Annotated in this window: 23 protein-coding genes, 1 tRNA gene and 1 pseudogene; 1 reads left to right on the top strand and 24 read right to left on the bottom strand. The window is 40.2% G+C overall.

The genetic code is table 11. From position 1 onward, the window contains the following. Positions 1-2 precede the first annotated feature (2 nt). The 24 genes and pseudogenes from BN2458_RS05415 to BN2458_RS05530 all read right to left on the bottom strand — a co-directional run bounded on the left by BN2458_RS05415 (position 3) and on the right by BN2458_RS05530 (position 26,124). Complete coding sequence (locus BN2458_RS05415) at positions 3-1,481, bottom strand: Mur ligase family protein (RefSeq protein ID WP_034343210.1); 1,479 nt, start codon at positions 1,479-1,481, stop codon at positions 3-5. A gap of 8 nt (positions 1,482-1,489) precedes the next feature. Beyond that, positions 1,490-1,780 (bottom strand): acylphosphatase, encoded by a 291-nt coding sequence (locus tag BN2458_RS05420; protein ID WP_034327710.1) that lies wholly within the window; start codon positions 1,778-1,780, stop codon positions 1,490-1,492. After that, a complete protein-coding gene (locus BN2458_RS05425; protein WP_034327707.1) occupies positions 1,777-2,568 on the bottom strand; it encodes an alpha/beta fold hydrolase in 792 nt (263 codons plus the stop codon). The genes BN2458_RS05420 and BN2458_RS05425 overlap by 4 nt, the downstream gene beginning before the upstream one ends. A gap of 3 nt (positions 2,569-2,571) precedes the next feature. After that, the gene (locus BN2458_RS05430) at positions 2,572-3,639 is read right to left on the bottom strand and encodes a D-alanine--D-alanine ligase (RefSeq protein WP_034327705.1); all 1,068 of its coding nucleotides are present in this window, start codon (positions 3,637-3,639) and stop codon (positions 2,572-2,574) included. After that, a complete protein-coding gene (gene uvrA / locus BN2458_RS05435) occupies positions 3,636-6,518 on the bottom strand; it encodes an excinuclease ABC subunit UvrA (RefSeq protein ID WP_058122061.1) in 2,883 nt (960 codons plus the stop codon). Before uvrA ends, BN2458_RS05430 begins: the two co-directional genes overlap by 4 nt. Positions 6,519-6,537: 19 nt before the next feature. Then, complete coding sequence (locus BN2458_RS05440; RefSeq protein ID WP_034342257.1) at positions 6,538-6,924, bottom strand: putative Se/S carrier-like protein; 387 nt, start codon at positions 6,922-6,924, stop codon at positions 6,538-6,540. A gap of 28 nt (positions 6,925-6,952) precedes the next feature. Beyond that, a complete protein-coding gene (gene serA, locus BN2458_RS05445) occupies positions 6,953-8,533 on the bottom strand; it encodes a phosphoglycerate dehydrogenase (RefSeq protein ID WP_034342259.1) in 1,581 nt (526 codons plus the stop codon). 19 nt (positions 8,534-8,552) lie between these two features. Continuing rightward, a complete protein-coding gene (locus tag BN2458_RS05450; RefSeq protein ID WP_034327698.1) occupies positions 8,553-9,017 on the bottom strand; it encodes a hypothetical protein in 465 nt (154 codons plus the stop codon). A gap of 13 nt (positions 9,018-9,030) precedes the next feature. Further along, positions 9,031-10,679 (bottom strand): annotated as a pseudogene (locus tag BN2458_RS05455) (30S ribosomal protein S1). Between the two features lie 94 nt (positions 10,680-10,773). After that, positions 10,774-11,595, bottom strand: a complete 822-nt coding sequence (locus BN2458_RS05460) for a 4-hydroxy-3-methylbut-2-enyl diphosphate reductase (protein ID WP_034327692.1) — start codon at positions 11,593-11,595, stop codon at positions 10,774-10,776. Between the two features lie 9 nt (positions 11,596-11,604). Continuing rightward, positions 11,605-12,909: a 3-phosphoshikimate 1-carboxyvinyltransferase gene (gene aroA, locus BN2458_RS05465; protein WP_034342264.1), complete on the bottom strand. Its 1,305-nt coding sequence runs from the start codon at positions 12,907-12,909 to the stop codon at positions 11,605-11,607. Positions 12,910-12,957: 48 nt separating this feature from the next. Then, positions 12,958-14,004 carry a sensor histidine kinase gene (locus BN2458_RS05470; protein ID WP_034342267.1) on the bottom strand — a complete coding sequence of 349 codons (1,047 nt, stop codon included), beginning with the start codon at positions 14,002-14,004 and terminating at the stop codon, positions 12,958-12,960. Next, positions 13,994-14,350: a rod-binding protein gene (locus BN2458_RS05475; protein WP_034326028.1), complete on the bottom strand. Its 357-nt coding sequence runs from the start codon at positions 14,348-14,350 to the stop codon at positions 13,994-13,996. The genes BN2458_RS05470 and BN2458_RS05475 overlap by 11 nt, the downstream gene beginning before the upstream one ends. Before the next feature lie 136 nt (positions 14,351-14,486). Continuing rightward, the gene (locus BN2458_RS05480; protein ID WP_173644097.1) at positions 14,487-15,506 is read right to left on the bottom strand and encodes a flagellar basal body P-ring protein FlgI; all 1,020 of its coding nucleotides are present in this window, start codon (positions 15,504-15,506) and stop codon (positions 14,487-14,489) included. A 224-nt stretch (positions 15,507-15,730) separates the two neighbouring features. Beyond that, positions 15,731-15,808, bottom strand: a tRNA-Pro gene (locus BN2458_RS05485). A 597-nt stretch (positions 15,809-16,405) separates the two neighbouring features. Further along, positions 16,406-17,929, bottom strand: a complete 1,524-nt coding sequence (locus BN2458_RS05490) for a flagellin A (protein WP_034342269.1) — start codon at positions 17,927-17,929, stop codon at positions 16,406-16,408. Positions 17,930-18,539: 610 nt separating this feature from the next. Further along, entirely contained in the window at positions 18,540-20,708 is a 2,169-nt protein-coding gene (feoB, locus tag BN2458_RS05495) for a ferrous iron transport protein B (protein ID WP_034326032.1), read from the bottom strand. A gap of 161 nt (positions 20,709-20,869) precedes the next feature. Next, complete coding sequence (locus BN2458_RS05500) at positions 20,870-22,111, bottom strand: Opr family porin (RefSeq protein ID WP_034342270.1); 1,242 nt, start codon at positions 22,109-22,111, stop codon at positions 20,870-20,872. Positions 22,112-22,132: 21 nt separating this feature from the next. Beyond that, positions 22,133-22,957, bottom strand: coding sequence for a pantoate--beta-alanine ligase (panC, locus tag BN2458_RS05505; protein WP_034342272.1), 825 nt, complete (start codon positions 22,955-22,957; stop codon positions 22,133-22,135). A 9-nt stretch (positions 22,958-22,966) separates the two neighbouring features. Next, positions 22,967-23,665: an orotidine-5'-phosphate decarboxylase gene (pyrF, locus tag BN2458_RS05510; protein ID WP_034326037.1), complete on the bottom strand. Its 699-nt coding sequence runs from the start codon at positions 23,663-23,665 to the stop codon at positions 22,967-22,969. Between the two features lie 2 nt (positions 23,666-23,667). Beyond that, entirely contained in the window at positions 23,668-24,159 is a 492-nt protein-coding gene (nusB, locus tag BN2458_RS05515; protein ID WP_034326039.1) for a transcription antitermination factor NusB, read from the bottom strand. 1 nt (position 24,160) lies between these two features. Further along, a complete protein-coding gene (gene ribH, locus BN2458_RS05520; protein ID WP_034326041.1) occupies positions 24,161-24,631 on the bottom strand; it encodes a 6,7-dimethyl-8-ribityllumazine synthase in 471 nt (156 codons plus the stop codon). Positions 24,632-24,664: 33 nt separating this feature from the next. Beyond that, positions 24,665-25,468 carry a 3-deoxy-8-phosphooctulonate synthase gene (kdsA, locus tag BN2458_RS05525; RefSeq protein ID WP_034342274.1) on the bottom strand — a complete coding sequence of 268 codons (804 nt, stop codon included), beginning with the start codon at positions 25,466-25,468 and terminating at the stop codon, positions 24,665-24,667. A gap of 11 nt (positions 25,469-25,479) precedes the next feature. After that, on the bottom strand, positions 25,480-26,124 hold the full coding sequence (locus tag BN2458_RS05530) for a carbonic anhydrase (protein WP_034326045.1): 645 nt from the start codon (positions 26,122-26,124) through the stop codon (positions 25,480-25,482). 145 nt (positions 26,125-26,269) lie between these two features. Here BN2458_RS05530 and BN2458_RS05535 point away from each other — a divergent pair, with 145 nt between their 5' ends. Continuing rightward, positions 26,270-26,953, top strand: a complete 684-nt coding sequence (locus tag BN2458_RS05535) for a DedA family protein (protein ID WP_034326046.1) — start codon at positions 26,270-26,272, stop codon at positions 26,951-26,953. The last annotated feature ends 6 nt before the right edge of the window (positions 26,954-26,959 follow it).

Consider the following 26,959-nt stretch of genomic DNA (forward strand, 5'->3'; position numbering starts at 1 on the left):
GTTTAGATATAATTCGGCGCGTCATTACTAAAAAGCACCAAATCACCGGGCTTTGAGCAAGATTTAAGCATATCTTCGAGCTGTGTTTTGGACTTCAAAATGATTCTTTGAGCCTTGTGAATATGAGTTTGTAGAATTTTTGCATTAAGCTCTCCGGTAATAATCGCAATATCAAACACCTCATCAATAGCTTTTGCAAGCTCTATATTTGCCTCTTCTGTGCTTTCTACAATGCCCGGTGTTACGATAATTTTCCTACCATTATAGAGAGATGAGAGGCGAATAGCCTCTTTCATTCCTTTAAGATTCCCATTAAAACTATCATCAAGTATCATTTTCTGATTCGTCTCAATTTTATTCAAACGATGAGGCACAGGCTCTATTCTCCTTACAGCCCTTTGTATATCCTCTATCCTCACGCCAAATTCTGCGCCCATATAAATGGCAACACTAAGATTTGTGACATTAAAGTATCCTAAAACCATTGTTTCAAATTTATACCACTCGCCTTTTATAAATAGCTCAAAACTCGTGCCTTCAAGCGTTGCTTGGATATTACGCACTTCTTCAGGAAAATACTGAATCTTCTTTGCCACACCCGGTGCTATTTCTTTTGGCTTAGGATTATCCTTAAATACAAAAGCCTTTTTTAGCCTCTCACTCTCGAGTAACTCAAATTTTGTCGCCACGATATTATCAATATGCTTGAAATACTCAATATGTTGCTCACCTATCTCTCCTATCACCGCATAATGAGGATTCAAAAAATGCGCAATTTGCGATATATCTCCCTTCTCTCGCGCTCCGGCTTCAGCGATATAGATTTCGGTCGTATAGTCAATATTGTGATTAATATCCGCAACTATACCTGTGTATGTATTCACACTGCGAGGTGTAGCATACGCGCGATATTTCTCCTTTAGAATCTGCTCTATAAAGTTCTTAATACTTGTTTTGCCATAGCTACCTGTTACACAAATAATTTTTAGATTAGACATAAGTTTTAATTTGCTATTGGCAAGAGTTACAAATCTATCAAGCAAGACTTTTTCATACATACGAGAGATAATCACTGCAAAGCCTAGCGGCATTAAATCAAGCAATCCACTCTCTATGCCTAGAAAGTAACATAGACTTTTATTAAAAGTCATAAAGATAAACAAAATAACAAAATATCGAACAATTCTTTTTGTGAAATTAAGCTTTTTATCAAGTCTCAAATACCACACAATAATGGCTATGGCATATACCATACTCAATGCGACAAGTAAATAATCGCCAAGCGGTCGAGTAAGAAAAAACGTCCCAAAATATAAAGTAAAAGGCACAAGGCAGTAATAAATATGCCACATAAACTTGTGATGTCTAAAAATCGCTCGTTTAAAGCTGTAATTGTACCACTGCAAATTTGTCGCTAGATAGAGTGCTAGAGTTACTACAAACACCCACTGCGCTATCATATCAATAACTAACATATCCATTTTTATCCTTACTTTAAAATCTCAAAGCCAATAAGGTTTTCATCTTCTGCAAGAGACGTAACCTTAACATTTTTCACAACACTTTTTATCGTGCCTACCCACAAAATATCCTCGAGCTTACCCAAAGCCTGCAAATCTCCCTGTGCCACTACACGCACGCTGCCGTCCTCCATATTGCGTATATGTCCCACTATGCGTTCTTCCTCCACATTTATATTATTTACCCTTGATTTGATAAATTTACGAAAACCCACGCCTTGCACCTTGCCTAAAATAACAAATTCTTTACAATCTTTCATTTCGCACTCCTGTATAAATTTTCTATCATTTTACCCTGCTTTAAAAAAAAGTAGTGGTCTCCTTCCAATGCAAAAAAACGACTTTTTTGAATCAATCTCGTCATCCTTTCTCCACAAACAAGTGGCGTAGCCTTATCATCTTTACCCCAAAAAATACTCGCCTTTCCTTTGTAAGTTGCAAACTGCGATGAAAAATCTTCATCAACGACATTCTTAAAAGTTTGATACATTACCTCACTCATCTTTTTCACATCATTTGAGCGAAATATTTTACCAAATGACGAAAGCCCACATTTACCCATAATCTTTGCAAGCATAATCTTAGCACGAACAGCTAAAGATTTAGATACTAAAATCCCAGCAGATGAAAGCAAAATAATCTCACGCGGCTCACACAATATGGCGACTTTCCCACCAAAGCTATGTCCTACGATAATAGAATCTTGCGTCTTCGTGCCACTTATATCATAAAGGAATTTTTGCATAATCTGCGCGTAATCCTGCGTATGAAGCACCTTTGTATTAGGGCTATTGCCAAAACCGGGCATATCAACATAAATATGCAAGAAATCTTTAAAATAATTTTCAAAGGCGACTTTCATTACTTCTTTATTGCTCCCCCAGCCGTGCAAAAAAAGCATAATAGGAGCGGAATTGGTGCTTTTAGAATCTGCGCTTAATTCCATATCGGGCGTAGATTCTACACGAGATGCAACATCTAGCACTTCTCGCCTTTGGTAGCTTATCTCAAAATACTCCCCTTGATATTCTATGCGCCTTTGTGCCATTACTTATTTTCCTTTTGCGTGATGAATCTGCTCAATGTATTTATAACTCACATTGATATTATGCTTTTTTGGCAAACTATATGCTAGACTATCTACCATAGAGACAAAATCCTCAAACAAATAATTCGCCATAGAACCAGGAATGGGGTTAATTTCATTCAAATACACCTCATTATCAATCACAAAAAAATCACATCGTATTAATGCCCCCTCAAAAGCATTTTCATACAATGCAGTAAAACTCTCTTTTATCTTAGCTTCAAGCTCTGGGCTAATATCTGCCTTTAGCACCTGCGATGTGCGCGAGAAATCCAAATATTTATGCTCAAAATCAAGCAATTCTTTTTTGCTTGGCTCCTCGATGATAGAGTATGCAAACTCGCTCCCTGCACCACTTTTCACCTTGCACCCTGCGAGATTATATTCTTTAATGCCACTTGTGAAATGCTCTGCCAAAATCATATCATCATATTCAAAAGCCAAATCCATAGCATATTCTATTTCCTTTGGTTCATTTACCACACTCACGCCAATAGAGCTACCAAGTCGTGCGGGTTTTAGAATCAATGGATACTTAAGATTGCTTAATTTATCCTCCACATTTTTAGAATCTTCACGCGTTAAGAGTGCGTATTCTAAAACCTTTACACCCCTTTCACGCGCAAAAAGCTTTGTGAGAGCCTTATTGAAACTCATCACGCTAGATTCTGTGCGAGGACCGATAAATGCAATTTTATAAAAATCAAGCAATGCGCTTATGCTTCCGTCCTCACCATCTGCGCCGTGAATAAGATTGAGCACAATATGAGGCGTGATAGCATTTAATCCAAAAAAGCTCTTTTTATAGAATCCTCCCTGCCCTACGAATAATTCTATACATTTCTTATACGCGCCAGAGCTAAAAAATTTTGACTTCATAGAATCTGCAGGAATAAGATAGAATCTATGCTCACTATCAAGAAAAATAAAGGATTCTATTTTCTCACCTAGAATCTTTTTTATGGCAATCGCACTCACAATGCTAATCTCGTGTTCAAAACTCACGCCACCAAATAGCACATCATATTTCATTTTTTCTCCCTTGTCTTATGATTTCGCGCAGGATTTTTGGCTAAATCTTGCTTGTTTTTAAGCATTTCATCACGTTCTAAATCTTTTGCAAGATATTTGCCCGTATAACTTCCGCTCTTAGTGTAATTACTACTTATATGCGCCACCGAGCCACAATCAACAACTTTTCCGCCACCAGCCCCACCCTCGGGTCCCATATCGATAATATAATCAGCATTCTTAATCATATCCAAATTATGTTCAATAACAATCACAGAATTGCCTAAATCCACCAAATGATGAAGCACTTTTATCAGTCTATCCACATCAGCAAAATGTAGCCCAGTGGTAGGCTCATCAAGCACATAGAGTGTCTTACCTGTATCCTTGCGACTTAATTCCTTAGCGAGCTTAATCCTCTGTGCTTCGCCCCCGCTAAGTGTGAGGGCATTTTGCCCTAAATTGATATAGCCTAACCCTACATCTTGGAGTGTTCGCAGTTTTTGAGCGATTTTTGGCACTTTTGCAAAAAACTCCAATGCATAATCCACGCTCATACCCAGCACATCAGCTATATTCTTACCCTTGTAGGTAATTTCAAGCGTTTGGGGATTATATTTCGCGCCCTTACACGCATCGCATTTCACCATTATGTCGGGCAAAAAGTGCATTTCAATCTTTATCTCTCCCTCGCCTTGACATTTTTCACATCGTCCGCCCTTGACATTAAAGCTAAAGCGTCCCACGCTATAGCCTCGCACCTTAGATTCTTTAGAATCTGCAAAAAGTGTGCGTATATCGTCCATAACTCCCGTATAAGTCGCGGGATTACTACGAGGAGTGCGCCCGATAGGACTTTGGTCTAAATAAATTACCTTATCCAAATGCTCTAGCCCTGCAATCTCCACGCCATCGCATTTTTGCACCTTTCGTGCATTATTAAGAAGCTCTTGGGCTACGGGTAGCAAAGTCTGCAAAATAAGTGAGCTTTTACCGCTACCACTCACGCCCGTTACACATACAAATTGAGAAAGCGGGATAGACACACTAAGATGAGTAATATTATGAATATTTACATTAGAAATTTTAAGCCACTGCGATATTTTGCGCTTATGCGGATAGAAAATAATTTTCGTACCTTTCACATACTCCGCAGTGAATGTGTTTGTATCCAAAAGCTCCGCTATATTTCCGCTAAACACGACTTCCCCGCCGCGCAATCCCGCCTCTGGTCCAATATCCACGATATAATCCGCGTTTAGAATCGTCTCCTTATCGTGCTCAACAATAATCACGCTATTACCCTTTTCCTGCAAACTACGCAATGTCTTAATGAGGCGCAAAGTATCACGCTCGTGAAGCCCTATGCTTGGCTCATCAAGCACATACATTACCCCTGTAAGCCCACTACCAATTTGACTAGCAATGCGTATGCGTTGAGATTCTCCCCCGCTAATGCTCCTCGCATCGCGCCCCAAAGTGAGATAGCCAAGCCCCACATCATAGAGAAAAAATAATCTCTCGCGGATTTCTTTCAAAATTGGCTCGGCAATAAAGCGATTTTGCTCGTTAAAATAGGAAAACGCACTCGTATCATTAAAAAATTCATAAACCTGCTGTATGGGCATATCAATAACTTCCCCTATGCCAAGCCCAGCAACCTTAACACTTAAAGATTCTAGCTTCAAGCGGTGTCCATTACAAGTAGGACATACCTTTTCAGTCGTATAATCCCCCAAATCCTTATCATCTTTTAGCATATCATAAGCAATTTGCAAAATACCTTTCCAAGGACGTTTTAGCTTACTTGACCTCCATTGAATCTCTACTTCTTGCTCATTACCATAGAGCAGACTGCTCTGCTGTGATTTACTTAACTCCTCAAAGCTAAGATTTGGGTCAATCTTTGCGCTACGACAAAACGCATAAAAAAGCTCCGCGTAATAATTGCGATTGAATCCAAAGATAATTTTGATACCGCCCTTATTTAGCGGTTGGGATTTATCAAGGATTTTTTTCAAATCAATGGCATACTTCGCCCCAAGCCCCAAACAATCCTCACACGCACCCTTTGGTGAGTTAAATGAGAATCCAAGCGGCTCTAGCTCCTCAAAACTCACCTTACACTTAAAACACGCGAAATGTTCGGAATAATGCAAAAACTTTTTTTCGTCATTATGAATAATCTCTACTTCAATTTCGCCATAAGATTCCTTAAGTGCTTTTTCTACTCCTTGCGCGATACGCGTGTGGTTTTCCGCTATATTCACTACCCTATCAATCACAATTTTAATGCTATGCTTTTTATTTTTAGCAAGTTCAATCTCTTCATCAAGTCGCACCATTACGCCATCAATCATCGCTCGCACATAGCCCTTTTGGCGCAAGGATTCTATTTTGTCATTAAAACTCCCCTTTTTTTCCTTGACAATAGGCGCAAGGAATATCATCTTTGCGCCATCGGGGAGATTGAGAATCTGCTCGATAATATCTGTCGCACTCATTTGGGAAATTTTCTCGCCACATATATGGCAATGCTGAATACCCACACGCGCGTAAAGCAGACGCAAATAATCATAAATTTCTGTAATCGTGCCAACCGTTGAACGTGGATTCTTACTTGTTGTCTTTTGGTCAATAGCAATCGCGGGAGTGAGTCCCTCGATTTTATCCACATCAGGCTTACCGACTTTATCTAAAAACTGCCGAGCATAACTTGAGAGAGATTCTATATATCGGCGTTGCCCCTCTGCATAGAGTGTGTCAAAGGCAAGAGTGGATTTACCCGAACCCGACAAACCTGTAAAAACAACGAGCTGATTTTTAGGAATACTAAGATTGATGTTTTTTAGATTATTCTCACGCGCACCGCTAATATGAATATGATTATAATCCTTCAATATCTATCCTTAAAGTGAATTAAAGGTGTATTATATCGTGCTTAATATGCTTTTGTGCTAATAGTGAGCTAATAGATTTTATAAAATCTCCTTGAAAATTTTTATTTTTGATATTATCCCCTGCAATGTTGCTTTTATCAATTTCGCAATTTTGAATCTTGACGTTTTGAATGCTATCATTTTGCATATTTTTAGAATCTACATTGTGATAAGATTCACAATCCCTGCCCCACTCAAGCAAAATAGACAAGGTGCAGTTATTGCTATATTCCTTTGGTGTGGGGACAAGCTGTAAGCTAAAATCAAAATCAGCAAATAGAGGGGAGCTTAGAATTCTCTGTGTGGCGAATGCACTAGAAGAATTCTCAAAGATGATGTAAGTCTGAAAAGGCATAGAATCTAGCACGGAGCTTTCACTCTACTTAAGATTCTATTTAAATATTAAGCATTTTGACATTAATAGCTGCGGGGATTTGCTCAAGCTGCTTTAGCACCTCGCTAGAAACTTGTGAATCTACAAGTATCACTGCCATAGCCTCTTTATTTTGACGAGCAAGGTGGAAATCGGTAATATTGACTTGATTGTCTCCTAAAATACTTCCCACGGAACCAATCACACCGGGCACATCGGTATTTCTAAAGAAAATAATATTACCCTTTGGCTCAATATCAAATTGAAAATTATTAATCGAAGTCAAGCGCAAGTGCTTATCTTCAAACACCGTGCCACTTAATGAAAGATTCTCATTTTGTGTGCTTAGGCTAATAGAAATGTGATTTTTGTAAGTATCACTTGCTTGCTTCTTTTGAACTTTCACATCAATACCGCGCTCTTTTGCCATAAAAGGCGCATTGACATAATTAATCTTGTCGCCTAAACTCGCCTTGAGCGCACCAACAAGCGCAAAAGTCTGCAATGAATCCGCATAGGAGCTAATCTCACCCTGTGCTTCTATGTGAATCGAAGTGATCACACCCTTATTTGCCTGTGCTGCTAAGAATCCTAGCTTTTGCATAAGCTCAAGATAAGGTTTTACCATACTTGGGAGTTCGGATTCTTTTATAGGGAGATTGAGTGCATTTGGATAGCTTGAGCCTCGTGCCGCCTCAATAGCTGCCTCCGCAGCTTGAATAGCAATCTGCTCTTGAGATTCTAATGTATTTGCTCCAATATGTGGCGTTACATAAACATTTGGCAAATCAAGCAAAGGATTATCAATAGCTGGTTCTTTACCAAATACATCAAGCCCAGCCCATTTAATCTTGCCACTCTTTAGCGCATCATAAAGGTCTTTTTCGTTATACAAACCACCCCGCGCGCAGTTAATGAGTATCACGCCGTCTTTCATTTTTGCGATTTGAGCCGCCTTTATCATATCTTTTGTTTCCGCATTTTTTGGTGTATGAATCGTAATAATATCGCAGGAGAGAATATCATCAAAGTTTGTTGTGTAGGTAATACCCACATCGGTGGCTTTTGAAGGCAAAATATAAGGGTCATAAGCCAAAACCTCCATTTCAAAGGCTTTCGCACGCAGTCCCACGCGTGAGCCAATATTGCCAAAACCAATAATGCCTAGTTTCTTGCCTTTAAGCTCAATCCCATACCAATCTTCACGTTTCCATTTGCGCTCATTTTTAAGCTGTGTATTTGCACCGGGAAAATTACGCACGGCGTTGATAAGATGAGCCATTGTGAGCTCCACTGCGGCGATAGTATTTGCAGTAGGCACATTCATTACTACAATACCCTTGCGAGAACAACCCTCAATATCGACATTATCTACGCCCACACCTGCACGCACCACCGCGCGTATTTGCCCCGAAGATTCTAAAAATTTCTCACCCACATCAGTCGAGCTACGCGTAATTACCACATCAGCACTTGAAATTTTGCTAAGTAGTTCATCTTTTGGTATAGAGGCAAGATTCTCCATCTCAACATCACTCTGTGTGCTAAGTAAATCAAGCCCTCTTTGATGGATATGGTCGCATACGATGACTTTATATTTCATATTCACTCCTTTTTGCAGTTTATTGCACGCTAAATTGCAGACGATAGTATTTCAAATCTGCTAAGAGCTTCTCATACATTGCTTCATCACTTACAAACACCATAAGTTTAAGCACATTGCCTGATTTGTAATAGGCAGATTCTATATTATTTTGCGCTAAAACCTGCTTCACACAAGCAAACTTATACTCATCAAGGTCATCGATGCTAATAGCCGAAGGTATCGTGCGCTTGGCATCAGGTGCGAGAAAATCAAAACGAATACTAAGTTCTGTCGCCGGGTAGGCATAAGGCAACTCGTCATTATCTGGGACAAAGCCTAGCCAATTCTCCTCTTTGTGTTCTATCTCGCCACCCACTTGAGGAAGCTCCATAGGCTTTGCTTCAAAAGCAGGTGCTACTGATATTTTATCAAGATACAAAACCCCATAAATAGCCGCACCTATAACAGCTACAAGCACCGCAACGAATACAAGCTTTTTCACTCCCTACACTCTCCTAAAGGCGATTTTTCAGCTTATCGCCAAGAGTTTCTCATCAGAATTAAAAGTCTTTAATGCTTCTTTTTCTTTTTGTCTTTCTAGCCTTTTGATAGAAGCTCTCACTTTGTTATTTTCCTCATCAATGTGAGCTATTGCGCAAGATATTTCATCTCCTAGCTTAATCTCCTCTTTTTCAAGCGGATAAATCTCTTCATTGCGAATGAGTGCTTCCATTTCATCAATTTTCACAAAGATACCAAAGTCTTTTATGTCTATCACCACACCTTTTACCACATCATCGGCTTTATGTGTTTTACCAAATATTTTTGCTGGAGATTCTAAAAAGACTTTACGAGAAAGCGAAATTCGCTCATTCTCCTTATCAATCTTAATGATTTTCACCTCTATTTCATCACCCACTTGCAATCCATCTTTACACTTTAGATTCTTATCCCAATACGCGTCCTCATTGTGTAACAGCCCATCTACTGCGCCAATCTTGATAAACGCACCAAAGTCTGTTAAAGTCGCTACCTTGCCCTTAAGCACATCGCCAACTTGATGTGCTTTGCTAAAAGCAATAAAAGGTTTATCAAGGAGTTTTTTAAGCGATACGCGCAACTTTCTCGTCTCTGTATTAATCTCTATAATCTCTACATCAATTTCCTGCCCTACGCTCAAGTAACTTGAAGGATGCTTGATATTTTTATCCCACGAGATTTCAGAAATATGCAAAAAGCCCTCAATATCATTCCCCAAATCCACAAATACCCCGTAAGGCTCTATATTACTTACACTTACTTTAATAGCATATCCCACTTCAAGCTCTTTTTCTATTTCTACCCACGGGTCGCCATTGAGTGCTTTCATAGAGAGTGTAAATCGTCTTTTTTTATCATCAAAGCCAAGCACCCTCACCATTACTTCATCACCTTCTTTGAAATTCTTTGAGGGATTGATTGGTCCTTTATGGCTAAGCTCCGTGTAATGCACTAGCCCCTCCACGCCACCTACATCGACAAAGATTCCAAAGGGTGCAATTTTAGTAATCACACCCTTTTGCACCTCATCATTCTTTAGAATCTTCTCACATAATTCCTTGCGCTTTTCATCATCAAGCTCAAAAAATCTTTTGCGCGATACAATGATTGAATTACTCTCCTTATCAACCTTAATAATGGCTACCTTGTATGTTTTGCCTTTTGCCTTATCGTCCTCGCGAATTGCAGAGTCTCTGCGTGGCATAAATACATCTATGCCATCATACTCCATCACAAAACCACCCTTATTTTTACCAATTATCTTTGCTTCGATGATCTTATCTTGATAACCATCTGCGAGTTCCGCTATTTTCTCAACAATCCTCTTCATTTTCTGCGCTTTTATATATGAAGCACTCGGTCCCTGCCTTGATTGAGATACAAATACTTCAATCCTATCGCCTTTTTTAAACAACAACTCACCATTTTTAGTAATTTCAGAAATTCTAAGCCTTGCCTCGCGTTTTGCGTGTGGGATTGCTACCATTGCGTATTCATCATTTATCTCTACAATCTCGCCCGTCTGTATCGCACCTTCATCTGCCCCTTTTTCACTCGCTGCATATAAAGTAGCAAAATCCTCTTCATCGATAAAAGAATTATCGTTGTCCAAATTCACTAACATCAAAACCCTTTGCTATGGAAATTAAAATCTTGCAGATTCTACCAAAGCAAAACCTTGCTATACCTTAAGAATATCCGCACGCTCAAAAAATCACCTAAAACTGCTCAATTTTCTCCCTCACGCCCTCAATGATCCAATCCGGTGTAGAAGCCCCTGCGGTAATGCCGCATAGCTTTTTACCTTTAAACCACTGCTCTTGCAGCTCGTTTTTATCCTCTACCAAATAGCTATTTTCGCAATAATTTTGAGCAATTTTAAGCAACTGCTTTGTGTTTGAAGAGTTTTTGCCACCCACTATTATCATTATATCTACTTCTTTGCTGAGTTCAAGCACCGCACTTTGATTCTCAAAAGTCGCATTACAAATCGTATTAAACACACGCGCTTCATTTGTTTGAGAGATAATAAAGGCTGCTATCTCACCAAACTGCTTTATCTGCTTGGTTGTTTGCGATACAAGGGCTACTTTTTTCTGTAATTTGCACTGCGCTATTTCATCAACACTTGCCACAATCTCCACATTCTCGCCATAACTCGCCACACCTTTGACTTCTGGGTGATTCCTATCGCCAAAAACAATGATTTGATAACCCTCTTGGGACATCTTCTTTACAATTTTTTGGGGCTTTGTTACAAAGGGGCAAGTCGCGTCAATCACATTATTACCGCGTTCTTTTAAAATCTCTAAATCCCCCTTAGTAATGCCATGTGTGCGCACGATTACATTATCACACTCTTGCACTTCCTCTAGATTCTCTCCCAAAGTTACACCAAAATCCCTTTTTAATCTATCAATTTCTTTTGCATTATGTATAAGCGGACCAAAGGTAATAGCATTACGATTATCCTCGGCGATTTGAATTGCCCTCTTCACGCCAAAGCAAAAGCCATATTTTTGAGCGAGTTTTACTTGCATCATAAATCCTTACTCATTGATATTTTCTATATGTGTAATTGAGGAAAGATAATCAAGAAATTGTGGAAAAGACACATCAATACACGCGCTATCGCTTATCTCACCTCCGCACACAAGCATTGCTATGGCAAAGCTCATCGCAATACGATGATCGCCAAAAGAATCTACCCGCGCCCTCTTAAGTTCGCCACCACACACACTAAATCCGTCTTCAAATTCCTCGCATTTTATCCCCATAGCGCGTAGATTCGTAATTGTAGCGTGGATTCTATCACTTTCTTTTACGCGCAACTCTTTCGCATTAGCCACCCTTGAAGTGCCACTCGCCACTGCAAATGCAATACTAAGGGCTGGAATCTCATCTATAAGCCACGCTATCTCGCTCTCCACATTGATAGCCCGAAGGCTCTTGCCACACACCTCAATATCCCCCACTTCCTCATAAAGTGAGTGGTGAAGCTCGTATTTTACCTCCGCACCCATAGCTTCTAAAATCTTAAAAGCTTGTATGCGTGTTTTATTTAAAAGCACATTTTTAAGCTTAACCTTTGATTGTAGCACACACGCTGCCACCGCAAAATAAAATGCGCTCGAAGGGTCTGCGGGCACACACAAATCAAAGGATTCTAATTTTTTACGCCCCTGCCCCTTAAATTCCAATTCATACGCACCATTTTCTTGCTCTTTTGTGCTCATTTCCACGCCCATACCCTGAAGTATATTTTCTGTATGATTGCGACTTAAAAATGGCTCATAGAATCTCGAAGTTCCCTCTGCCTGAAGCCCTGCTAATATCATTGCACTTTTGACTTGTGCGGAGGCAATCTTGCTTGTGTAATTAAAGCTCTTTATCTCCCCGCCTGTAATGCTTAAAGGCGCATAGGCATTGTTCTCTCTCCCTATAATATGCGCTCCTATACTATTTAATGGCTCAATAATGCGTTTCATCGGGCGTTCATTCAAGTATTCATCGCCACTTAGGACAAAATGCCCCTTAACCCCACTCAAAAATCCTGAAAAAAGGCGCATTCCCGTCCCCGCATTCCCACAATCAAGCACCTTGTGAGGCTCTTTTATCTGCTTTGGTGGCGTGAGGATTAAAACATTTTCTTTTTGCTCCACGCCAAGCCCCAATTCACGCGCAATATGCAGGGTATGCAGAGTATCCTCACCCATAAGGTAATTTTCCACTCTACAAGAGGCACTTGCCAAAAGCGCAAAAATCACGCTACGATGCGAAATAGATTTATCGGTGGCAATCCCGCTAAACTCGCGCTCAAAGCCCTTTGTCGCTGTAATTTTTGTAATACGCATTCTACTTTCCTTAAGCCAAATTAAACGCGCATTATAACAGCAAGATTCTTAGCTTTTAGCAATTTTTATATAAAAGATTTTATCATCTGTGTTTTCATTGAGCGAAATACTACCATTGTGCGCATTGACGATTTGCTGACACAATGCCAAGCCCAAGCCATTACCCTTTAGCTTTGTCGTCTTAAATGGCTCAAAAAGCAAATTCTTATCGGCGATACTCGCGCCATTATCGCTAAAGATAAAGCACCAAAATGCCTCGTCCTCGCTAAAGCTCACATTCACCACGCCATTACTGCACTCGCCCTCCTCAATCGCGTCAATGGCATTTGACAAGAAATTTTGCAGCACGATACTAAGCAAATCAAAATCAGCGAAAATTTGTGCATTAGATTCAAGATTAAAGTTAAAATCAATGGGTTTAGAGTAGGTATAATGCCCCACACTCTGCATTAGCTCGTTTTTAAACTCACCTAAATCACGCAATGTGCGATTTGCATTCACACCTTTTGTCCAAAGCAAAGTCGTGTTAATCAGCCTTTCCACACGCCAAATTGCCTTTTTTATCTCTAGCACGAGCGGTTTTACCTGCACTCCAGCGCGTTTCAAAAGCGTAGAAGTAAGGAGTGAAATCGAGCCTATGGGGTTTCGAATCTCGTGTGCCAAATGCGCGGAGATTTGTCCCATAGACGCAAGTCTTTCTTGTCGCTTTTGGTTTGTAATATTTGTCGCACTCATCACTTTTTTGTCATTTTTCACGCTAATTTGCAGGAGATAAAACTGCTCCTTATACGCTACTTCACTTTCGCCCTCGCCCAAATGTGCCACATTCTCAAACATATCTGCGATTTTACTCGCCTCTGCATTACGATAAAACACATTTCCATTGGTTTCCATTACACAAATTGCTTGTGGTATAAGCTCAAGCACCCATTCATACAAGGCTTTTAGGCTATTAAAATCACTTTGGAGTTTTTTAAATTCCTGCTCTGTGCCATAAGTACTTTGAATCAATGTAGCGAGAGTTTCGAGCAAAACACTTTTATCGCTACTATTTAAATGCTCTAAAAGACTTGGGTTGATGACATTATTTTCCATAAGGATTATTTGTCCCTCTATGTGCCAAATGCACCCTACCTGCGCTTTGTTGCTCCTTTAGATAATTAAACAAAAGCTCACTATACCCAAAACTACCGCTTAGCTCTTGGCTTAGGTTATCAATATACATAGAGTGGTAAATATCGCTCCCGGGCTGTTTTGGATAAAGTGTATCGTCATTTTTAATTGCGCTCTCAAGCATAAATTTAAGCAAGATAGATTCAAATTGGTCGGTTTGCTCCCTTAGTGCCTTGTCGTCCTTTGTCTCATCTACGCGTGAAAGTTGTGAATCTTGCGCCCTTTGATACGCAGAGATTGCCGCTGCATTATTAATACTATTCATCATTTTGCGCTCCTTAGAATCTATAAAGATTATGAATCTTTAGCATAATTATAGAATCAAGCATTAAGCCTACTGCAAATTTTACATCTTTGATAGATTCTGTAATTTTTTTAAGCCCTCGCATTTGCACTCCTTTTTTTTACATTACTTCTATTTCCGCTCTCAATGCGCCCGATTTGCGCATACTCTCGAGGATTGAAATCACATTGCGCGGGGTTGCACCCATTCTCTGCAATGCCTTGACTACGCTTGAAACCGTGGGTTTTGCGCCATCTGTGCTACTAATCGTGCCTTGTGCCTTGCTCATTATTGTGCCGTCCTCAAGCTTCACTGCCTCGGGGTCATCGGGCATTTCATTAGAGATTTTTATCGTAATATCGCCGTGCGTGATAATCACCGGGTCGATTGTGATGCCCACACCCGCTACAATCGTGCCAGACTTTTCATCAATCACTATACGTTCTTTATGTGAGTAATCTACCTCGACTTCCTCAACTAATGCTAAAAATTCAACCATACTCAAATTTTCCGGCTTATTGAGCTTAAGTGTCCGCGCATCTACCGCTACCGCAACCGCATCGCCAAACACCTCATTAAGCGTTTGCTGAATCTTAATCGCATTTTGTAAATCTGTTTTTTTCAAGCTCAAAGTCGCATTTTGCTGATTATAGAGATTGTAGCCCACTTCGCGTTCCACACTCGCCCCGCCAATGATTGTGCCAGAGAGTGCGCTCCCGCTCTCGCCCATAAGGATATTGCCCTGTGCTAACGCATAAATATTACCATCAACCCCTGTAAGAGGCGTCATTACGAGCGTTCCACCGCTGATAGACTTCGCATCGCCAATAGAAGAGACGAGAATATCAAGCTTATCGCCCTGTCTTGCAAAAGGCGGTAAGCTCGCAGTTACCATAACCGCAGCGACATTTTTTGATTTTATATCATTTGCGGAGAGTTTGACATTTACACTCTCTAGCATATTTGCTACGCTTTGCATAGTGAATTTTGAGCCACTTTTATCACCACTTCCATTTAAACCTATGACTAAGCCATAGCCCACTAAGCTATTTTCTCTAATCCCCACAATTTGTGCCACTTGCGAGATTTTTTGCCCATAGAGAGATAGAGCGCATATTATGCTAAGCAACACACCAAGCATTAGTCGCGCACCAAAGGATTCTAATCCCTTATACATTGCTTCATCATTCCTACCTGCACTTACTTGACCCATATCGCTTCCTTGCTTTAGATTCTAAAGCAAGGAAGCAAAACACATTCCTTTATAAACTCATCTATTTACACATTTTCAAAATACTACAAGCTACAATGCTACATATGATATAAAAAGAATAAAAGATTTTGTAAGTCTTAGAATAGATACAATGGTCGGAGTAGCGGGATTCAAACCCACGACCTCACCCACCCCAAGGGTGCGCGCTAATCAGGCTGCGCTATACTCCGCGTTGAAAAGTAAAGGTTGTATTATAAGCGTATTTTGTTAATAAAAAATTGTAGATTTTAGATATTTTGTTTTTTATAAATTTACTTCTATTTCCCTCTTTTAAAAAAGATAAATAAAGAAAGGTGGGGATAGAGTGCAGATTATGCTAGGATATACATTGATTACAGATAAATTATCTTTATTTGGATTCTATGCTGATTTTTACAAAAGATTTTTATTAAGGAAATTTTAACATAGATGAAACAGCCTCCCTCACAAGATAAGGGAGGAGAAGGAGCGGAGGAGCTATAAGAATGGCAAACCTCGTTTAATGTCAAAAAATGCAGCTTCACACGCACGTTAGCACGACTCCTTGCTGCATTCGCTAGATGCCTCGTCCCTGAGATGACCTAGCTAAACAAAGAACCTAACCACACCCCAAAAAAAGAGAGCTAAGGAAAACTAAGCTCCCAAGAGGTGAGTTAAACCAAGCCTTGAACTAAAAAGCCAAAGCCAAGTGTCGCGCTAGGCTAGAAGCCTAATCGCGCTATTTAAAAGATTTAAAGCCCTAAGCCCGAGCTCAAGAGAAAGCACCGAGCCTAAAAGAAAGCCTAACCTTAGTTAAGTAATCTTAAGATGTTTTGTTGGATAGCATTTGCTTGAGAAAGCGCGTAACTACCAGATTGAGCCAAGATATTGAGCTTACTAAATTCAGAGCTTTCAGCGGCAAAATCCACTTCGCGGATACCAGATTCAGCTGCCTTAACATTCACTTGAGTAATAGTGATGTTATTGACTGTGCTCACCATTTGTCCTTGAACAGAACCAAGGTCTGCCCTAATCTTATCAAGCATTTTTTGAGCAGATTCAGCAATATCCATTGTTACCATTGCACCGCGTAGGGTTGTTACACCAGCACCAAGGTCAGCTCCACCACTTGCGATTACTGCATTATAGTTCGCACCAGCAGCAGATTTCACATCGGTATTAAACACACCTGTTATGTTTCTTAGGTTTACCGTAGTTTGAGCTACTTTAGTTTCATCATTATATCCTGTTGAGCTAATATTCACACCACTTACAATAACATCTCTTGCGTCAGTTCGCACTAATGAGAGGCGTCCATAGTTACTAGAACCATCACCAGTAAGATTTTGTCCGCCATTTACATTTTCAATCGCTACAGGTCCTTGTCCGACAGGACCATTCATTTTCAAAGAAATACCGCGTCCATCCATACTTCTTAGATTCAAACGACCAAGATTATCCGTATAGGCTTCAACACCTGTGTGCATTGTAGCTGCATTGAAAGCTTGCACCAAACGACCATCGCTATCATTCTTTTGAATCCCAATAATATCCCCAATAGAGACACCATTAAGCATAATACCCGCCATACTTCCACTTGCAATAGATGTATCAGAAGTTGTAATAACATTCGCTTGAGCGCGAATACCTGTTTTATCAGAGTTTTTATTAATCACTTCTGTCAAAACACCAAGTCCTGTCCCTGCTGAATGCGAAATCTTCACAGATTCCAAAGTAACATCATTTACACCATCAACATTTTTAAAGGTTACAGTTACTTCACCAGAAGCAGTAACTAAAGCACCTGTCTCAATACGAGTTTGTCCAATTTTGTCAGATGTAGTCGCACCAATAGATGCCTTAATAGATTGGTTAGAATACGCACCCACTTGGAATTCTTTATTAGAGAATGCACCAGAGAGCAACGCCATACCATTGTATGTAGTTGTATTACCAATATTATCAAGACCTTCAATAAGTCGCTTGATGTCCATTTGAATCATCGAACGAGATTGTGTGCTTTGTCCATCTTGAGCTGCTTGAACCGCTTTAGTTTTGATTGTATCAAGGATTTTGATTTGCTCGTCCATCGCTTTATCCGCAATTTGGATAATCCCCATACCATCGTTTGTATTTCTAATCGCTTGTCCTAGCGCACTTGCTTGAGAGCGCAAACTATCGGCGATAGTCATACCTGAAGCATCGTCTGCAGCCTTGTTAATGCGGAGACCTGAACTCAATTTCTCCATTGAATTTTTGAGATTGTATTGAGTAAAGGTAGATTGTGCGTGCGCATTGAGCGCGTTAATGTTTGTATTGACTTGGAAAGCCATAGCAACTCCTTTATTTGTAATTTCCTTAGGCGTCCTTGCCTTTAGGTTGAGATACATATCGGTAAGAACATAGAAATTTTAATAAATTTTTAGTTTTTTGGATAGTTTTTAAGGGAGTGCAGGGAGATTTTGCGGAGATTTTGTGAAGTTTTTGCCTATTTTGCGGGGGGAAATAGGGGTAATACAGGGTATGTGGGCTAGAGTATGGCTCGTTTGTAGGGTTGGGATTTTTGAGATTTATAATGAAATTATTTAGAATAGATTCACATTCTTATCATTTATCTACCCAAATAAATTTATCCTAATATACAAATGAAAAAATAAAAAGATAAACCCTAACCACAAACATAAAAAAACTGCAAATATAAGCACATCATATCTTGCTTCTTTGATTAATATAAAGATTATAAGACAAAACAATAATAAACCACAAGAAACGATAAGCATAATACTTCTTTCGCCAATAAATAAAATGCAGACTATGCTTAAAAGAGCACAAATTGACATTATTGAAGTGGATTTATGAAAAAAAGATAAGAGTAAAACTATTGAAAGTAATAAAAATAATAATACCACACTTTGCCTTTGGGTAGATTCTAAACTGATATATTTAAAGCAACAAACGCGCTAGTGTATATCCCACAAAAGCAAAAATATATGAAACTGCACTTGTAAAAAGAAACAGATAAATAATATATCGCTTTCCACCTGCTTCTTTACCAAAGACGATAGTTGCTGCAAAACAAGGGTTATAAAACATAATGAATAAAATAAATGCAATCGCGCTAGGCAAACTGATATATTCGTTAAGCACATCGCGCAATGCTAAGTCATTGTTTTCATCTATATCATCACCAAGTGCGTAGAGCACACCCATACTTGAAATGATTGTCTCCTTTGCCAAAAGCCCATTGAGAAGCGAAACAGAAAGTTTCCAATCAAAATCCATAGGTGCAAATATAGGCTGTATAAACTGCCCTATGCGCCCCAGATAACTCTGCTCCACTAAAGCCGCTTGATAGTTATGATAAATTTCATCAATTTCATCTTGCAATGTATCATTTTCTTGTGTAGGATTCACACTCTGTTTTAGAAACTGCACTGATTGCGTCATTTGCTCCTCTAAAACTGCATTTTTAGGGAATTGCGTCCCCACCCAAATAATCACTGAAGCGAGCAGTATAAAAGTCCCCGCTTTTTTCACATAACCCACCGCTTTATGCCAGATACTAAAAGCAATGAGCTGTGCGCTCGGCAGACGATACTTTGGCATTTCCATTACAAAAGGTTCATCATCGCCCTTAAACGCGGTAAGTTTTAGAATCTTTGCCATACATAGCCCAACAAGTGCGCCAAAGATATAGATTCCATACAAGACATTACCCGCCATTTGTGGCGCGAAAAATGCCCCGATAAAGAGCGTATAGACAGGCAAACGCGCCCCACAACTCATAAAGTTAATAATAAAGAGTGTAAGCATTCTATCATTATGATTTTTGAGCATTCTTGTGCTCATAAAAGCCGGAACAGAGCAGCCAAAGCCTGTTACAAGCGGAATAAAACTTTTGCCGTGCAAACCAAACTTATGAAAGAATCCATCGAGCAAAAATGCTACACGCGCCATATATCCGCTGCCCTCCAAAAGCACGATACCAAAAAAAAGGATTAAAATATGTGGCAAAAAGCTTAGCACCGCGCCCACACCGGCGATAATACCACCAGAAAGCAAGGAGGCTAAAAACTCATAGGGCAAAGTCTCCTCGACCCAATCCCCAAAACTCGCCATACCCTCCTCAATCCACACTTTAGGAAACTCTCCAAGATAAAAGGTAATTTGAAACAAAAGCCACATCAAAAGTAGAAAAATAGGGATTCCAAGATATTTATTGAGTAAAATATTATCTAGTCGTTGCGTAAGTGAAGGCTTTGCGGGAGCATTTAAATGCGTGGCTTCCATACTCGCGCCCTTAGCAAAACTCAACATATCATTATGAAACACGCTCCGCACATTTTTTTCATCACTTTGCAGATATAGCCTATTAATACATTTTTGAGTAAATGCACTCAGCTCACTCCAGCATCCTTTGTCGTGGAGAATTTCACTTATAAAGCTATCCTGCCTTAAAAGCCTTATAGCCACATCACGCATACTGCGCACCCCTCGATAATTTAAATGTAGAATCTGTGCTACTTCGCTGTATTGCTTCTCTTGCAAAAAAGTTTCAAGATTGTTTATTTCCTCCTCCAAAAAGTCCGCATACACACGCTTATTACGCTTCTCACCGCTATTTGCAACTTTGATAATAGAATCTAACAACTCATCTATATTATCCCCATAAAATGCCGACACACTCACGCATTCCGTGCCAAGTATCTCGCCCAAAAGTGCGCTGTCAATGTGGATTCCCTCTTTTTTTGCCTCATCACTCATATTCAATGCTAGACACATAGGCGTGTGTAAGTCCAAAAGCTGTGTGCTAAGGAATAAGCAACGTTCTAAATGTGTAGAATCAACTACATTTAAAATCACATCATACTTTTCATTTTCCAAAAACTGCCGCGTTACGTGCTCTTCAAAAGAATAGTCATTTAAAGAATAAGTCCCGGGCAAGTCGATAATACGCAATATATAATCTTTGTATGTAATAGATGCCTCCGCCTTTTCAATCGTTACACCGATAAAATTCCCCACTTTTAAATGCACACCGCAGATTCTATTAATAAGTGATGTTTTGCCAACATTTGGCTGCCCCACACATACGATAGTAATTGTTTTCATTATATAACCTCTATACCCACCATAAATTATTATGGTATCTTAAAACAACAAAATTAATATTTATTCTTAGATTCTAATTTTATACTACAACTCTATTGATTTTATCGCAAGTAAAAAATAGCCTTAACTTGCAGATTATGAAATCTCTCAATTTTTATTATCTAAAACGCCAATTTCACGCCAAGATTCACATTTGTGCTATGCGGATAGTAAAGCTCTTTCCCGCCGTGCGTATTAAGCACATTAAGAATCCCGCTTAAATGCTCTGTGAAGCCAAAATCCACCAAAAGATTCACTTCATTTACTCTATCGTAAGGATTTTGCATACTCGTGTAGCTAATCCCTCTAAACTTCGTGCTACCATACACCACTGCAAAACTCACTCTATCAATGGCAAACATCACTTTCCCATACCACAAACTTGCATCTACCCCTTCAAGCAAAGCCCTTCCACCCCACATAAAAAATGGGCTTATACTATTGCCAAGCGTGTTGAGCGAACCCCAGCCGATATTACTTCCCGTGCTAATATATCCCGCACTCGCCTCTGCCATATCTTTGACACCCACATAAATTTTTACATCGGTATTGTAGCCATTGCCAGAATTTCCCCCGAGTCTGCCATAAGTCTGCTCGAAGCTTGTCGCAAAATGTCCGCTAAGCCCCAGATAAGATTTTGAGCTCTCATATCGGGCATTTGCTTTCACACCAGCGGCGTAAAATACCGCAGAGGTTGCTATACCATAGGTTTTTATGCTAAATTTTTCACCGATATGATACTTGAGGCTAAGCTGTGTTAATCCCAACGCACTATGAGGATTTACATCATAGAATCCTGTCATTTTGTTATACTGCACATAGCCGCTATTTTTTACCCATAGTGCCTCAATAAGCATATTTGGCAAGGAACGATTACGTAGCCACACGCCATCTATGAGCCTATCCACCCATTCTGAATCCACAAATACTCGCCCGAGCTTGATGCTCGTATTGCCATCAAAATATTCCAAATAGCTCTGTCCTAGCATTGTGCGATCATTCATATAAAAATCCCTTGAAGCATCACCCTCACCATAGCGATTGGGATTGTTCAAAAGCGGTGCTGCGCTCCATTGTGAATGTCTATCAGCTTCATACAACACACCAAGAGCACGAAAACTCACCGCCAAGCGCAAATATTTATAAAATGCCGAGTGGTAGGCTAATCCCACAGAACCTACCACATAACCAGCCTCACTCAAATCATTTTTGCTCTTCACATTAGCAGGATTTTTTTGCCCATTGATATAGTTGCCATAAAGCGTTACATCGCCGCTTGATACGCCATTTTCTAAGGCTTCATCAATACTATCATAGCCCCAAGCAATAGCACACGCACACAATATAAAAGCAAGTTTTTTCATTTTCTCCCTTTAAATTCTCGTTTATATCCATAGATTATCAAGGAGACGTGTTGTGCCAACTTGAGCGGCAATAAGAAAAATACTCTTACCCTTTTCTACCCTCTCAATAGGCTTTAACTCCCTATCAAAAAAATCCGCATAAAAGATTCTATCCACACTCTTTAAACCCTCCAAAGCCAAAGCGCGCAAATGCTTTGCTTCAGCCTGCCCCTTTTCCACCTCATTTTTTATAGCTTCAATCGTGCGCGGGATACAAAGTGCGCTTTGCCTTTGTTCTGGGCTTAGATAAATATTGCGTGAGCTAAGTGCCAAGCTATCGCTATCTCGCATTATAGGACAAGGCACAATCTCCACAGGCACAAATAAATCACGCACCATTTTTTGCAAAATCAACACTTGTTGTGCATCTTTTTGTCCAAAATACGCACAATGAGCGCGAGTAAGCATAAAAAGCTTTAAAACTACTCGCAACACCCCAGCAAAATGCGTAGGGCGGTCAAATCCCTCTAAAATATAGCCCATATTTTTAGGCGGAGAAAGACTCACCTCATCATCAAAATACATCTCCTCCACACGAGGGGCAAATACCGCGCTCACACCCGCCTTTTCACATAAAGCAATATCTTGCTCTAATGTGCGTGGATAGCTGCCAAAATCCTCATTTGCCCCAAACTGCGTAGGATTCACAAAAATAGAAACGATTGTGTAATTATTCTCTTTTATAGAAGATTCTATAAGGCTCAAATGCCCCTTATGCAAAGCCCCCATTGTCGGCACAAAGCCCACACTTCCATTAAGCCCAGCACGAAACTCTTGCAGAGCTGCCCTACTTTTTAGCACTTTCATCAATGCCCTTTATTGAAGAATCTTTAAGATATTTTCCACCACTTGCAGCGGATTCTCTGCTTTGTAAATGGGACGCCCAATGACCGCAAAATCGCTTTGCGCTGCTTTTGCATCCTTAAGTGTTGCCACGCGTTTTTGGTCGTCTGCCCCCTCGCCAAATGGGCGGATACCGGGTGTAATCGTAAGAAAATTTGATTGAGTGCGTTGCTTGATATAGAGGCTCTCTTGCACCGAGCATACCACGCCGTCAATACCACAACGATACGCCAAATCCGCAAGTTTAAGCGTATGGGAGAAAAGCGAGGCATTATAAATCTCTGCAAAACTAGAATCTTCAAAGCTTGTAAGCGCGGTAACGCCAACAATAAGAGGGATTTTGGCTTGATTTTTAAGCTCCGCAATAGCCCTCATTGCCCCTTCCCCACAGCTTGTATGGATAGTGAGCATATCCACATCTAATTGGGCGCATTCTTTGATAGAATCAAGCATTGTATTTGGTATATCATAAAGCTTCAAATCTAAAAAGATTCTATAATTACCATATTTTCTTATCATTTCTAGCCCAGCGATACCATCGCGGATAAAGCTGCGTAAGCCCACTTTGAGCCATATATTTTGCTTATGTTTGGGATTAAGTGTTTGCAAAGAATGAAGCAAGGTAAGATTCTGCTCTAGGCTTGGGTTATCAAGGGCAATACACAGCTTCATTATTATCCTTTCGCATTTTTAGAATCTAGACAAGTCTCTAAACCAATGCCCTGCGCTTTAGGATTGTTTGTAATAGATTCTCTCGCACTTTTTTTACTTACCTTGCCTATTGAATCTAGCACACCATTAATAAATCTCGGCGCATTGTCTTCGCCACCATAGAGTTTGCATAGCTCCACTGCTTCATTAATCACCACAGGCGTATCAGTATCGGTATAGAGTATCTCATACGCACCAAGTCGTAGCATAGCGCGCTCCATTCCACCAAGACGAGAAAAATCCCATTCTTTTAAATGCGAAGTAATACTTTCATCAAGGCTTTGTAGATTATCTAGCACCCCTTGCAAAAGTGCGTAAGCAAAATCCTGCTGCTTATTCTTAATTTTTTTTTCGCTAAACATATCACGCGCAAAAAGCAAGATATTTTCATTACCTACATCATAGGCGTAAAGCATTCCAATAACCGCTTCCCTCGCCTGTGTGCGTGTCGCCATATTACGCCCCAATATTCCTATAAAGGTTAATCAGCTCAATAAGCCCTGCCATAGATTCAAAGCCCTTATTTCCTGCCTTTGTCCCGGCTCGCTCAATGGCTTGTTCGATATTATCAGTTGTTAGCACTCCAAAAGTTACCGGCGCACCATATTTAAGCGTAACATTAGCAATACCCTTAGTCGCCTCCGCAGATACATAATCAAAATGTGGCGTAGCCCCGCGAATCACCGCACCTAAGCAACACACACCATCATATTCGCCTTGTGAGAGAATCTTTTGTAATACAAATGGAATCTCATACGCGCCCGGCACAAGCACCAAATCAAGCAACTCATCGCGTCCGCCGTGGCGCAAAAAGCAGTCTTTCGCCCCCTCTACCAACCTATCGGTAATCAAATGATTAAAACGCGCACTCACAATCGCAATGCGCTCATCGCCCACTAGCTGTAATTTTCCCTCAACGATATTCATTGTAACCCTCCAAATATTATTTTTAATCCCGCACTATTTTGTATGCAGGAATGAATCTAATGCGCAAAGCTGTTCTACAAGCGGGATAAGCGCATTAGTCTGCACCATATTTGGTCCATCACTTAGAGCTTCTTTAGGATTTAAATGTGTTTCCATAAAAAATCCATCTACACCCACAGCCGCCGCTGCACGAGCGAGATAAGGCACAAACGAGCTATCACCTCCGCTTTTGCTCCCTGCTGCCCCGGGCATTTGCACACTATGAGTCGCATCAAAGACGACAGGAGCAAACTTACGCATAATCACAAGTGAGCGCATATCTACGACAAGATTCCCATAGCCAAAAGTGCTTCCACGCTCTGTGAGCCATACGCGGTATTTTTGCGCCTGTTCATAACTCGCTTCACTACCACCACGCGTTTTAATCGCCTTTAACACGCTATGTTGCATATCTGCGGGATTCATAAACTGCCCTTTTTTGATATTCACAATACAATCAGTCTTCGCCACCGCTACGATTAAGTCTGTTTGGCGGCATAAAAATGCCGGAATCTGCACTACATCAGCGACTTTAGCGATAGCTTGGGCTTGGTGGCTTTCGTGTATATCGGTAATGATTTTGTAGCCAAATTTTTTCTTAATCTCGCCTAGAATCTCCATACCCTCTTCTAAGCCCGGTCCGCGATAAGATTCTAAACTCGTGCGATTTGCCTTATCAAAACTTGCCTTAAAATAAAAATCAATATTTGGATTCTCATTCAAAGGCTTTAATGCCTCTGCTACCGCACTTAATGCCTCATATCCCTCAATCACGCAAGGTCCGCTCATTAAAATCATTTTTTCTCCTTTTAGTTAATTTTATTAATCAATTTAAATTCACGCTTTATCATATTATAGTTAAAGATTTCTCCTGTTTCAATAATATAATACCACCCATAAATATTAAGCTCCCCCCTATCAAATCGCTCCTCCACAAATGGATAAGTCATTAAATTTTCAAGCTGATGCTCGACATTCATCTGCTCCATAAGCCAAGTGCGCTTTGCTTTCGAGCTGGGTGCTAACGCATCGACTTTTTGCTTTACTGGCTCTAAAAGCTCTATCCACTTTTTTACATATGGCGCATTATCTAACTTTGTTGAATCTTCATAAATAGCCGAACACGCCCCGCAGTCGCTATGTCCGCAAATAATTACATTTTTTATGTTAAGAATACTTAAAGCATATTCGATAGCTGAAGTCGTTGCGAGATACCCACCGCGTATGCCCTTGTCTTTCCCCAAATATGGCGGGACGAGATTCCCCATATTGCGTATTACAAACAAATCGCCGGGCAAAGTGTTTGTGATAAGATTTGGCACGACACGCGAATCGGTGCAGGTAATCAGTAAAGTATGGGGTTCTTGGTGCTTTTTGAGGCTCTCATACAAAGCCTTATGCTCGTTATAGTCCTCCTCGCGAAATTTCACTGCCCCTTCAAACAACTCTTTCATTACCCTCTTATCCTCACTTAGTTGATTTTCTCTTTTTTAAAATAACAGATTCTGTAAAAAACTTATGGCATTATATCAAACTAAAATAATCAAAATTAATAAAATCTTAAACACCTTAAAGTGTGCATTAATTAGGAGTGTATAAATGGGCGAAATCTTAAGCAGTATGATTAATTGGATTGTGGAACTTGTAGGGACTTTGGGCTATGCGGGAATTTTCATAATGATGTTTTTAGAATCTAGCTTTTTTCCCTTTCCCTCCGAAGTGGTGATGATTCCTGCGGGATATTTGGTTTATACAGGCGAGATGAATGCCTTTATCGCCGTGATATGCGGGGTTGGTGGCTCACTTGCTGGAGCATTGTTTAACTACTATCTTGCCTTAAAACTCGGGCGAGAGTTTCTTATCCGCTATGGCAAATATGTCTTTTTCACAGAGGAGACAATGCAAAAGGTGGAGATATTTTTCAAAAAACACGGGCATATCAGCACTTTTGTGGGGCGTCTCATTACTATCGTGCGTCAATACATCTCCCTACCTGCCGGACTTGCGCGTATGAATCTTGCGAAATTTTGCCTCTATACTTCGCTTGGCGCAGGGATTTGGGTGATTATCCTCACTATTATCGGCTATTATGCGGGGGCATTTTTCACGCAGATGAGCCTAGATTCTATCATTCAAGCCTTTACTTCAAGTAATCCCTCCGCAGAACAACTCGAGCTTAAAAGCCTCGTCAAACAGGCGGGATTGTGGGTATTTGGCTTCGTGCTCGTGGGCGTGGTGGGCTATCTCTACTATTACCGCTACACGCAAAAATCAAAATCTTAAAGGATT

The sequence above is a fragment of the Helicobacter typhlonius genome, from assembly GCF_001460635.1.
Taxonomy (GTDB): Bacteria; Campylobacterota; Campylobacteria; order Campylobacterales; family Helicobacteraceae; genus Helicobacter_C; species Helicobacter_C typhlonius.

Excerpts from the sequence above, each read along its gene's own strand:
- kdsA (WP_034342274.1), bottom strand. The coding sequence starts at position 25,468 with ATGATTTTAATGAGCGGACCTTGCGTGATTGAGGGATATGAGGCATTA.
- BN2458_RS05415 (WP_034343210.1), bottom strand. The coding sequence starts at position 1,481 with ATGGATATGTTAGTTATTGATATGATAGCGCAGTGGGTGTTTGTAGTA.
- BN2458_RS05475 (WP_034326028.1), bottom strand. The coding sequence starts at position 14,350 with ATGATGAATAGTATTAATAATGCAGCGGCAATCTCTGCGTATCAAAGG.
- nusB (WP_034326039.1), bottom strand. The coding sequence starts at position 24,159 with ATGGCGACACGCACACAGGCGAGGGAAGCGGTTATTGGAATGCTTTAC.
- BN2458_RS05420 (WP_034327710.1), bottom strand. The coding sequence starts at position 1,780 with ATGAAAGATTGTAAAGAATTTGTTATTTTAGGCAAGGTGCAAGGCGTG.
- BN2458_RS05430 (WP_034327705.1), bottom strand. The coding sequence starts at position 3,639 with ATGAAATATGATGTGCTATTTGGTGGCGTGAGTTTTGAACACGAGATT.
- BN2458_RS05490 (WP_034342269.1), bottom strand. The coding sequence starts at position 17,929 with ATGGCTTTCCAAGTCAATACAAACATTAACGCGCTCAATGCGCACGCA.
- feoB (WP_034326032.1), bottom strand. The coding sequence starts at position 20,708 with ATGAAAACAATTACTATCGTATGTGTGGGGCAGCCAAATGTTGGCAAA.
- BN2458_RS05460 (WP_034327692.1), bottom strand. The coding sequence starts at position 11,595 with ATGCAAGTAAAACTCGCTCAAAAATATGGCTTTTGCTTTGGCGTGAAG.
- BN2458_RS05535 (WP_034326046.1), top strand. The coding sequence starts at position 26,270 with ATGGGCGAAATCTTAAGCAGTATGATTAATTGGATTGTGGAACTTGTA.
- BN2458_RS05530 (WP_034326045.1), bottom strand. The coding sequence starts at position 26,124 with ATGAAAGAGTTGTTTGAAGGGGCAGTGAAATTTCGCGAGGAGGACTAT.
- panC (WP_034342272.1), bottom strand. The coding sequence starts at position 22,957 with ATGAAAGTGCTAAAAAGTAGGGCAGCTCTGCAAGAGTTTCGTGCTGGG.
- BN2458_RS05500 (WP_034342270.1), bottom strand. The coding sequence starts at position 22,111 with ATGAAAAAACTTGCTTTTATATTGTGTGCGTGTGCTATTGCTTGGGGC.
- ribH (WP_034326041.1), bottom strand. The coding sequence starts at position 24,631 with ATGAATATCGTTGAGGGAAAATTACAGCTAGTGGGCGATGAGCGCATT.
- pyrF (WP_034326037.1), bottom strand. The coding sequence starts at position 23,665 with ATGAAGCTGTGTATTGCCCTTGATAACCCAAGCCTAGAGCAGAATCTT.
- aroA (WP_034342264.1), bottom strand. The coding sequence starts at position 12,909 with ATGCGTATTACAAAAATTACAGCGACAAAGGGCTTTGAGCGCGAGTTT.
- BN2458_RS05470 (WP_034342267.1), bottom strand. The coding sequence starts at position 14,004 with ATGGAAAATAATGTCATCAACCCAAGTCTTTTAGAGCATTTAAATAGT.
- BN2458_RS05480 (WP_173644097.1), bottom strand. The coding sequence starts at position 15,506 with ATGCTTGGTGTGTTGCTTAGCATAATATGCGCTCTATCTCTCTATGGG.
- serA (WP_034342259.1), bottom strand. The coding sequence starts at position 8,533 with ATGAAATATAAAGTCATCGTATGCGACCATATCCATCAAAGAGGGCTT.
- BN2458_RS05425 (WP_034327707.1), bottom strand. The coding sequence starts at position 2,568 with ATGGCACAAAGGCGCATAGAATATCAAGGGGAGTATTTTGAGATAAGC.